7 protein-coding genes and 1 pseudogene are annotated in these 9741 nt (G+C 66.3%); 4 read left to right on the forward strand and 4 right to left on the reverse strand.

Features of this window, described 5'->3' with window-relative positions:
* From AKL29_RS44180 to AKL29_RS02005, 4 genes and pseudogenes are all read right to left on the reverse strand, one after another.
* A pseudogene (locus AKL29_RS44180) lies at positions 1-139 on the reverse strand (MBL fold metallo-hydrolase); the annotation flags it as partial.
* Positions 140-161: 22 nt separating this feature from the next.
* Entirely contained in the window at positions 162-467 is a 306-nt protein-coding gene (locus AKL29_RS01995; RefSeq protein WP_028334595.1) for a DUF6460 domain-containing protein, read from the reverse strand.
* A 96-nt stretch (positions 468-563) separates the two neighbouring features.
* Positions 564-2372, reverse strand: coding sequence for a cisplatin damage response ATP-dependent DNA ligase (locus AKL29_RS02000; protein WP_050382684.1), 1809 nt, complete (start codon positions 2370-2372; stop codon positions 564-566).
* Complete coding sequence (locus AKL29_RS02005; RefSeq protein WP_050382686.1) at positions 2369-3445, reverse strand: ligase-associated DNA damage response exonuclease; 1077 nt, start codon at positions 3443-3445, stop codon at positions 2369-2371. The genes AKL29_RS02000 and AKL29_RS02005 overlap by 4 nt, the downstream gene beginning before the upstream one ends.
* Positions 3446-3575: 130 nt before the next feature.
* On the opposite strand from AKL29_RS02005, the gene AKL29_RS02010 reads away from it, so the two are divergent.
* The 4 genes from AKL29_RS02010 (at position 3576) to pdeM (ending at position 9662) form a co-directional block, all read left to right on the forward strand.
* Positions 3576-4502: a class I SAM-dependent DNA methyltransferase gene (locus AKL29_RS02010; protein ID WP_050382688.1), complete on the forward strand. Its 927-nt coding sequence runs from the start codon at positions 3576-3578 to the stop codon at positions 4500-4502.
* A 169-nt stretch (positions 4503-4671) separates the two neighbouring features.
* Positions 4672-5898 carry an ABC transporter substrate-binding protein gene (locus tag AKL29_RS02015; RefSeq protein ID WP_050382690.1) on the forward strand — a complete coding sequence of 409 codons (1227 nt, stop codon included), beginning with the start codon at positions 4672-4674 and terminating at the stop codon, positions 5896-5898.
* Positions 5899-6152: 254 nt separating this feature from the next.
* The gene (locus tag AKL29_RS02020) at positions 6153-8927 is read left to right on the forward strand and encodes a ligase-associated DNA damage response DEXH box helicase (protein ID WP_050382723.1); all 2775 of its coding nucleotides are present in this window, start codon (positions 6153-6155) and stop codon (positions 8925-8927) included.
* 63 nt (positions 8928-8990) lie between these two features.
* The gene (gene pdeM / locus AKL29_RS02025) at positions 8991-9662 is read left to right on the forward strand and encodes a ligase-associated DNA damage response endonuclease PdeM (RefSeq protein WP_050382692.1); all 672 of its coding nucleotides are present in this window, start codon (positions 8991-8993) and stop codon (positions 9660-9662) included.
* Positions 9663-9741: the final 79 nt, after the last annotated feature.

A 9741-nucleotide genomic window follows, 5' to 3' on the forward strand; every position in this document is an offset into this window, starting at 1 on the left:
CGAGCCGCTTCATCGCCGGCAGCGACGAGGCGCCGCAATCGATCAGGAGATTGGTGCGTGCACCGCTGACGTGGAAACAGGTGTTGAAGCGGCCGCCGGAACCGAATGCATCGCCGCAGCCGACAAATCGCAATTGCATCGGCTGCGAACCCTCCTTGGGATCAGCGGCCGCGCGGCGCGCCGAACAGCCGCGACAACAGCCAGATCGGAATCACGATGACGGCGCCGAGCAGGAAGTAGCGCCAGGCCCAGTTGATCGCGTCGAAGCCGAAATCCCAGATGCTCTGGAACAGCCTGCGGATGCTGTTGAGGATGTTCCACGGATCGAGGCCGATCGCGGCGAGCACGACACCAACCAAAATCGACAGCAGAATCAACCGGAACGCCACAGAGAGCGGCGATCCGCCGAGAAAGCGGTACAGGCCGTCACTGCGGCCGGCCGGCAAGTCCCGGATGTCGTTTGGCATTGCTCTCTCCCGCGGAATCGCCCGCATTATAGGTCACGGCGGTGCACATGGGAAACCCGCGCACCGCGATCAATGGCTGCCATGCACGCTTGGGATTTAACTTCCTGTCATGGAGATTAACATCCGTTCAAGCGTCTCCAGCCGGTCGGCTTCGCGCGGCGGCTTGTCCCAGCGCAGGCGGCTGATCCGGGGGAAGCGCATTGCGACGCCGGATTTGTGACGCGGCGAGCGCTGCAATCCCTCGAAGGCGACCTCCAGCACCAGCCCCTGATCCGGCTCATGCACGACATGGCGCACCGGGCCGAACTTCTCGGTGGTGTTGCGGCGGACGAAGCGGTCGATCTGCAACAGCTCCTCGTCGGTGAAGCCGAAATAGGCCTTGCCGACCGGCACCAGCTCGTCGCCGGCCTCGCCATGGGTCCAGACCCCGAACGTATAGTCGGAGTAATAGGACGAGCGCTTGCCGTGGCCGCGCTGGGCATACATCAGCACGGCGTCGATGATGTGTGGATCGCGTTTCCACTTCCACCACGGGCCCTTCGGCCGTCCGGGCAGATAGGGCGCGTCGCGCCGCTTCAGCATCACGCCTTCGACCGCGTCGGCATCGTCGCCGGCGCCGGCGCTCTTGGGATCGGCGCGCGCCGCGGCCAGCTCGTCCCAGCTCGCGAACGGGATGGTTGGCGACAGATCGATGCGCGGATCATTCAGCCTGGCGACGAAGGCTTCGAGATGCGCGCGGCGTTCGGTGAAGGGCAGCTCCCGCAAGTCGTTCTCGTCGTCGCCGAGCAGGTCGTAGGCGCGCAGGTAGATCGGAAACTCCTTGATCAGCTTCGGCGAAACGACTTTGCGGTTCAGCCGCTGCTGCAACACGTTGAAGGTCTGCACGCGGCCGTCGCGCAGCACCAGCAATTCGCCGTCGATCGCGCCGGGCAGATGCAGCGACGGCACGAGATCCGGAAAGCTGCCGGTGATGTCCTCGCCGGTGCGCGAATAGAGCCGCGCCTGGACATGGCCTCGCGCGTCGCGGCCGGACACCGCCTGCACCCGGATGCCGTCCCATTTCCATTCCGCGCTGAAATCGGCGGCGTCGAGATTGACGAAATCGCTATCCTCGATCGCGTGCGCCAGCATCACCGGGCGGAACGGCGCAGGGTCGCGGTTGACCGGTTTGTCGCCGCGGCCCTCGAGCCAGGCGAACAGGTCGAGATAGGGCGGCGACAGGCCGGGCCACATCAGCTCGATCTCGTGCGGGTCTTTGTCGCCGAGCGCCGCCGCCGCGGTCTTCGCCAGCCGCGCCGAGATCCCGATCCGCATCGCGCCGGTGACGAGCTTCAAGAGCGCCCAGCGCCCGGTCTCGTCGAGCTCGTCCAGCCAGCGCGCCAGCTGTGCCGGCAACTCGGCCTTGCCGAGCGTGCGCAACGTGGTGACGACGTCAGTCAGGGTTGGAGGAGGCGGGTTGTTGTGTCGGGTATCGGGGGGCAAGCTTTCTTCACCTCTCCCGCTTGCGGGGGAGGTCGGATCGTTCGGCTGCGCGTCAGCGCGGTCGGGCGATCCGGGTGGGGGCTGTCTCTGCTTGTCGACCGTGTGGAGAGACCCCCACCCCGACCCTCCCCCGCAAGCGGGAGAAGGAGAAGATTTCGGCCACATCAGCGCGACCGTCTCCGAGAGGTCGCCGACGTAATCATAGGAGTAGCCGAACAGCACCGGGTCGGTGCGCTCGGTGATCAGGTCGCGGATCAGGCCGGGCTTGGCGTGCTTGAACGACAGCGCGCCGGTCAGCGCCGCCAGCGCGTAGCCGCGGTCGGGGTCCTCGGTCTCGCGGAAATAGGCGACCAGCAGCTTGATCTTGTTGTTGCGGCCGGGCTCGTAGGCGAGGCGGTCGAGCAGCTCGGCGAAGCGGTTCATGTTTCTGCCTCGCCGGCGGACTCGGCTTCGCCAGCGGGCTTGGCCTCGCCGGTCAGTGCGGCCGTCTCGCCTTCGTCCTCATCGCCATAGCCGACCAGATCGAGCGGCCGCGCGGCAAGGCCTTTGATCTTGCACCAATGCACCAGCGCATCTTCCTGACCGTGGGTGACCCAAATCTCGCCGGCGCCGGTCGCCGCGATCGTCGCCGTCAGCCCGTCCCAGTCCGCATGATCCGAGATCACCAGCGGCAGCTCGACGCCGCCCTGCCGGGCCCGGGCGCGCACGCGCATCCAGCCCGAGGCGAATGCGGTGACCGGATCGGGGAAACGGCGCGTCCAGACATCGGATGTCGCGCTCGGCGGCGCCAGCGTGATGGTGCCGGCCAGCTCGGCCTTCTTCATGCCGCGCGCGGGCCGGAGCTCGCCGAGCGGAATGCCGCGCTCCTGATAGTAGTAAGTGATCTTCTCCATCGCGCCATGCAGGTAGATCGGCGCGTCGTAGCCGGCTTCGCGCAGCAGCGCGATCACGCGCTGCGCCTTGCCGAGCGAATAGGCGCCGACCAGATGCGCGCGCTCCGGGAACAATTTGACCGACGCCAGCAGCTTGTTCACTTCGCCGGCGGCATCGCCATGGCGGAACACCGGCAATCCAAATGTCGCCTCTGATATGAAGACGTCGCAGGGCACCAGCTCGAACGGCGCGCAGGTCGGGTCGCGCGCATCCTTGTAGTCGCCGGAGGCGACGATGCGGGTGTCCTTGCAGGTCACGGAAATCTGGGCGGAGCCCAATACGTGACCGGCGGGATGAAACGTCACCGTGACGTCGCCGAGCCTGATCTCCTCGCCGTAGGCGATCGCCTGCACCGAGCCGGCGAAATTCTCGCCATAGCGCAGCCGCATCATGTCGAGCGTTTCCTGGGTCGCGAGCACGGCGCCGTGACCCGCCCGCGCATGGTCGGAATGCCCATGGGTGATCAGTGCCCGTTCGACCGGCCTGACAGGATCGATGTGGAAGCCGCCGGGCTTGCAGCAAAGCCCGGCCGGGACGGGCATCAGGATGTCTTGCGGGCGCATCGTCCCTATATAGGCGCTCGATCCGCGATGTTTAGCCGGATCCGCAGGCTTGACCCGTGCATCCATCTCCGGAAAAAGTCCGTGCTTTGATGGATGGCCGGACCCGGCCGAGATTGGTTCCTTAAAGCGAATGGCCCTCCGCCTGTTTCTGTCCTCCGGCGACCTCGTCGCCGACCGCCGCTACGAGTTCGCGCGCGACCTGCAATTGAAGGGCGATCTGCCGGCTGCCGCCGAGCTGCTCGAACAGGCGATCGAGCTTGTGCCGAAATTCCCGTCGGCCTGGTACACGCTGGGCAAGATCCGCCTGGAGCTCGGCCAGCGCGAGGCCGCGATCGCAGCGTTCCGCGGCGCGCGCGATGCCGATCCCGAAGACCGGCATGGCGCCGGCCTTCACCTGATGCAGCTCGGCGTCGAGGCCGTCAGTTCGATGCCGCCGGGCTATGTGCAGACGCTGTTCGATCAATATGCGCCGCGCTTCGAGGCCGCGCTGGTCGGCGATCTCGGCTATCGCGGCCCGGCGCTGCTGTTCAAGGCGGTGCTGTCGGTGCGTGCGGGCGCAAAGAAACCGGTCTTCTTCAAGCGCGCGATCGATCTCGGCTGCGGCACCGGGCTGGCAGCCGGTGCATTCGCCCGGCATGTCGATCGCTTCATCGGCATCGACCTGTCGCCGCGCATGATCGACAAGGCGCGCGCAACCGGCCTTTATGCCGAGCTTGAGGTCGACGACATGTTGAAGGCCGTTTCGGCCAAGCGCGAGGCCAGCGCCGAATTGATCCTGGCCGCCGATGCAATGGTCTATGTCGCCGATCTCGCGCCCGTGCTCGCCGAGGCCAGCCGTGTGCTGGTGGCGGGCGGCGTGCTCGCCTTCACGGCCGAGACCCATGACGGCGAAGGCGTCATCATCGGCGAGGGACTGCGCTACGCCCACAGTGCAGCTTACGTGCGCGACTCTGTCGCTGCCGCGGGGCTGACGCTGGCCCAGCTCGACGATCTCTCGGCGCGCAATGAAGACAATATCCCGGCACCCGGACTCGTCGCCGTCGCGGTCAAGCCTTAACGCACCCTCTCCCACAAGGGAGAAGGGAAGAGAGCGCCGCCTCACACTCAAACTTGAGTCTACACGCTACGCATTTGCCGTGACGCGGCATTGCGCCGCAAAGTCATGACTTCGCGCTTGCCCGGCGCAAAGCGGAATGCGAGAGCTTTTCGCCTCAGGGAGAGAAATAATGAAAAAACATACACGGCGCGAGTTCGGCGCCACTGCATTGTCTGTGATCGCCGCGTCCGTGCTGCCCGCGCCTTTCGTCCGTGCCGCCGACAAGAAGTACGATCCGGGTGCCAGCGACACCGAGATCAAGCTCGGCCAGACCGTTCCGCATTCCGGCCCCGGCTCGCTCTATGGTGTGCTCGGCCGCGTCGGCGAAGCCTATTTCCAGATGCTGAACGACAAGGGCGGCATCAACGGCCGCAAGGTGAAATTCCTCACCATGGACGATGCCTACAGCGCGCCGAAATGCGTCGAGGCGACACGCCGTCTGGTCGAGCAGGAGGAGGTGCTGGCGCTGTATGGCTCGCTCGGCACCGCGCCGCAGACCTCCGTGCATAAATACCTCAATTCCAAGGGCGTGCCGCAACTGTTGCTCAACACCGGCGCCTCGAAGTGGAACGACCCGAAGAATTTCAAATGGACCATGGCCGGCCTGCCGCTCTATCCGACCGAGGCGCGCATCCTCGCCAAGCACGTCGTCAGCGTGAAGCCGAACGCCAAGGTCGGCATCCTCTACCAGAACGATGATTTCGGCCGCGACTTCCTCGGGCCGTTCAAGAAGGTGCTGGCCGATGCCGGCGGCAAGGCACAGGTGATCATGGAGCAGACCTATGATCTCACCGATCCGACGGTCGATTCGCAGCTCATCAATCTCTCGAAGTCGGGCGCCGACGTCTTCTACAACATCACCACCGGCAAGGCGACGTCTCAGTCGATCCGCAAGGTGACCGAGCTCGGCTGGAAGCCGCTGCAATTGCTGTCGGCGGGCTCGACCGGCCGTTCGATCCTGAGCGCCGCGGGCCTCGAGAACGCCAAGGACATCGTCGCGATCCGCTACAACAAGGAAGTCGGCGTGCCGCGCTACGAGAAGGATCCGGACGTGATCGCGTTCGAGGAGCTGCGCAAGAAGTACCTGCCGAACATCGACCCCGACAACACCATCGCCTTCGCCGGCTACGGGCAGGCGGCAACGATGGGCGAAATCCTGCACCGCTGCGGCGACGATTTGACCCGCGCCAACGTGCTGAAGCACGCCACCACGCTCGCCGGTTTCCACTCGCCCTATTTCCTTGAAGGCATCAATTACAGCTATACGCCCGACGACTACACGCCGATGAAGACGCTCTATGTCTCGATCTTCAACGGCAAGGATTGGGACCTCTCCGGCCAGCCGATGACGGAGTAGCGGTGGGAGCACGTTGTTCCTTGACCTCGGCCCCGCTTGCGGGGAGAGGTCGGATCGCATCGTGAGATGCGATCCGGGTGAGGGGGCACAGGTCTCACGGCACTCGCCGCTCGCGGAAGCAGCCCCTCACCCCAACCCTCTCCCCGTGAAGGACGGGGAGAGGGAGTCGAAGCGTCCTGTCGCCGGCCCCTTGCCACCTGCCGCCAGTTCCGTCCGCCCTCGACGAAGCCGCCTGAACCACCTACCTCTTGGGCGTGTCGACGCTCGATCTCTTCTCCGTTCCGCCGTCGGAAACGGCCGATCTCCTGCCGCGCCGGTTTCGCGACTGGTTTGCCTCACGCGGCTGGTCGCCGCGCGAGCATCAGCTCGCGCTGCTGGCGAAAGCGCGCGAGCAACGCTCCGCGCTGCTGATCGCGCCCACTGGGGCGGGCAAGACGCTGGCGGGGTTCTTGCCGACACTGGTGGAGTTGAGTGGAGAAGGATTCGACCGCGGTGCTTCTGCTCACCTCCCCCTGAAAGGGGCGGGGCGGCGCGCTCCGGCGCGCGATAGCGCGGCCGAGCGCGACGGGTGGAGGTCAGCCACAGGCACGGAGCAAGCGCCTGACCCCCACCCCAACCCTCCCCGTTTCAGGGGGAGGGAGCCCGACGATCTCGCAAGCGACGAAATTGAATCGAGGGCAGTTCGCCCAGCCCTTATCTCCACCGGCCGTGGCGTTCGCCGCAGCGGCGGGCTGCACACGCTTTACATCTCACCGCTGAAAGCGCTCGCGGTCGATATCGCGCGCAATCTGGAGACGCCAGTCGCCGAGATGGGGCTGCCGATCAGGATCGAGACCCGCACCGGCGACACGCCGGTGTCGCGGCGGCAGCGGCAGCGGCGCTATCCGCCCGACATCCTGCTCACCACGCCGGAGCAGCTGGCGCTGCTGCTGGCATCCGATGACGCGCCCTATCTGTTTTCCTCGCTGAAGCGCATCGTGCTCGACGAGCTGCATGCGCTCGTCACCTCCAAGCGCGGCGATCTGCTGTCGCTCGGACTTGCGCGGCTCTGGACCATCGCGCCGCAGCTCCGCGCCATTGGTCTCTCGGCGACGGTCGCCGAGCCGGAGCAGCTCGCGCGCTTCCTGGTGCCGCAGCCCGGTGGCGAGAACGCGTCCGCTGACGTCGTCACCGCCGGCGGCGCCGCGCCGCCGGTGGTCGAGATGCTCGACACGCGGGAACGCCTGCCCTGGTCCGGCCACAGCGCGCGCCACGCGCTGCCCGAGGTCTACGAGCTGATCAAGCGCAACAGGACCACGCTGGTGTTCGTCAACACCCGCAGCCAGGCCGAGATGCTGTTCCAGGATCTCTGGCGCATGAACGACGATGGCCTTGCGATCGCGCTGCATCACGGCTCGCTCGACGTCGCGCAGCGCCGCAAGGTCGAGGACGCGATGGCCGCCGGAAAGCTGCGCGGCGTGGTCTGCACCTCTTCGCTCGATCTCGGCGTCGACTGGGGCGATGTCGACCTCGTCATCAATATCGGCGCGCCGAAAGGTTCGTCGCGGCTGATGCAGCGGATCGGCCGCGCCAACCACCGCTTCGACGAGGCCTCGCGCGCGGTGCTGGTGCCGGCCAACCGCTTCGAGGTGCTGGAGTGCCGTGTCGCGATCGACGCGATCGCCGAGAATGCGCAGGACACGCCGCCGCTGCGCTCGGGCGCGCTCGACGTGTTGGCCCAGCACGTGCTCGGCTGCGCCTGCGGCAAGCCGTTTCTGTCCGATGAACTCTATGATGAGGTCAGGACCGCCGCGCCCTATGCATCGCTCGCACGCACCGATTTCGACGATGTGGTCGACTTCGTCGCCACCGGCGGCTACGCGCTGAAGACCTATGAGCGTTTCGCGCGCATCAAGCAGGATAAGCAGGGCCGCTGGCGCGTCACCAATCCGAAGGTGCGGCAGAGCTATCGCCTCAACGTCGGCACCATCGTCGAAGAGACCATGCTCAAGGTGCGGCTGGTGCGCTCGCGCGCCGGCGGCCAAGGAAAAAGTAGCGGATCGACCGGCGCGATCGCCCGCGGCGGCCGGATGCTGGGCGAGATCGAGGAGGTCTTCATCGAGGGCCTCGTGCCCGGCGACACGTTTGTCTTTGGCGGCGAGGTGGTGCGCTACGAGGCCCTGGTTGAAGACCAGGTCTATGTCTCCCGTGCCAATGATAAAGATGCAAAAGTGCCGTCCTATATGGGCGGCAAGTTCCCGCTGTCGACCTATCTCGCCGAACGCGTCCGCAAGCTGCTGGACAACAGCCGCGCTTGGAACGGATTGCCAGACCAGGTGCACGACTGGCTGTCGCTGCAGCGAAAATTCTCGCGTGTCCCGGCGGTGCGCGAGCTACTGGTCGAGACCTTTCCGCGCGGCGGCAGCCATTATCTGGTCTGCTACCCCTTCGAGGGCCGGCTCGCGCATCAGACGCTCGGCATGCTGCTGACGCGCCGGCTGGAGCGCGCCCGCGCCCGTCCGCTCGGCTTCGTCGCCAACGAATATGCGCTCGCGGTCTGGGGCGTCGGCGATCTCTCCTTCATGATCCGCCACGGCAAGCTCGATCTCAACGCGCTGTTCGATCCCGACATGCTCGGCGACGACCTCGAGGCGTGGCTTGCGGAATCCGCGCTGATGAAGCGGACCTTCCGCAACTGCGCCATCATCTCCGGCTTGATCGCGCGCCGCTTCACCGACGAGGAGAAGTCGCGCCGCCAGGTGCTGTTCTCGACCGACCTGATCTACGACGTGCTGCGCAAGCACCAGGCCGATCACGTGCTGCTGCGCGCCGCGCGCGGCGACGCCGCCACGGGATTGCTCGATCTTCGCCGCCTCAGCGACATGCTTTCGCGCATCCACGGCCGAATCACCCACAAGGACCTCGACCACGTTTCTCCGCTTGCCGTCCCCGCGCTGCTGGAAATCGGCCGCGAGTCAGTTTATTGCGAAGCATCCGACGAGCTCCTGGCCGAGGCGGCCGAGGAACTCGTGCGGGAGGCGACGACGTAACGCTGATACTCTGGGGAACAGGACGTGACGGCAAGCGCGCAGGTTTTGCGAGACGGTGACGACATGCGCGTTTCGAGGGTCACGGTGTCGGATGTCGGATTCGTGGCGGATTTCTCCGGCGCGCTGTTCTGGGAAGCACAGCGCCTGCTCGTGGTGTCCGACCTGCATCTGGAGAAAGGCTCGAGCTTCGCCAGCCGCGGCGTGCTGTTGCCGCCTTACGACACGGTGGCGACGCTGAGCCGGCTTGCCGCTGTCATCGCGCGGCACGATCCGCGGCAGGTGATCGCGCTCGGCGACAGCTTTCACGATCGCGACGCCCATGCGCGCCTGTCGGATCCGGACCGCGAGGCGCTCGCGGCGTTGCAGCTACGGCGCAACTGGATCTGGATCTCGGGCAATCACGATCCGGCGCTGCCGTCCGATCTCGGCGGCGTGGTTGCGACCGAAGTCGCGATCGGTCCGATCGTGTTCCGCCATGAGCCGACCGGCGCAGCCGGCGAGATCGCCGGGCACCTGCACCCCAAGGCGCGGGTGCCGACCCGCGGCCGCGCGATCGAGCGCCGCTGCTTCGCCAGTGACGGCGAGCGCGCGGTGATGCCGGCGTTCGGCGCCTACACCGGGGGCTTGAGCATCCGCGATGCCGCGTTCACACGGATTTTCGGATCGCCCGGCTTCATGGCCCATGTGCTCGGCGACAACCGCGTCCACGCGTTCGTCGCGTCGCGGTGTTATTGAGGATCGCGTACCACAGACTCAGGGTCGTCCCGGGCAAGCGCAGCGCGACCCGGCAACTGTTATGTCGGCTTGGTCTGCA

It is taken from the genome of Bradyrhizobium pachyrhizi (genome assembly GCF_001189245.1).
In the GTDB taxonomy this organism is placed as follows: domain Bacteria; phylum Pseudomonadota; class Alphaproteobacteria; order Rhizobiales; family Xanthobacteraceae; genus Bradyrhizobium; species Bradyrhizobium pachyrhizi.

Coding starts and splice junctions, on each gene's coding strand:
- AKL29_RS01995 (WP_028334595.1), bottom strand. CDS start 467: ATGCCAAACGACATCCGGGACTTGCCGGCCGGCCGCAGTGACGGCCTG.
- AKL29_RS02000 (WP_050382684.1), bottom strand. CDS start 2,372: ATGAACCGCTTCGCCGAGCTGCTCGACCGCCTCGCCTACGAGCCCGGC.
- AKL29_RS02005 (WP_050382686.1), bottom strand. CDS start 3,445: ATGCGCCCGCAAGACATCCTGATGCCCGTCCCGGCCGGGCTTTGCTGC.
- AKL29_RS02010 (WP_050382688.1), top strand. CDS start 3,576: ATGGCCCTCCGCCTGTTTCTGTCCTCCGGCGACCTCGTCGCCGACCGC.
- AKL29_RS02015 (WP_050382690.1), top strand. CDS start 4,672: ATGAAAAAACATACACGGCGCGAGTTCGGCGCCACTGCATTGTCTGTG.
- pdeM (WP_050382692.1), top strand. CDS start 8,991: ATGCGCGTTTCGAGGGTCACGGTGTCGGATGTCGGATTCGTGGCGGAT.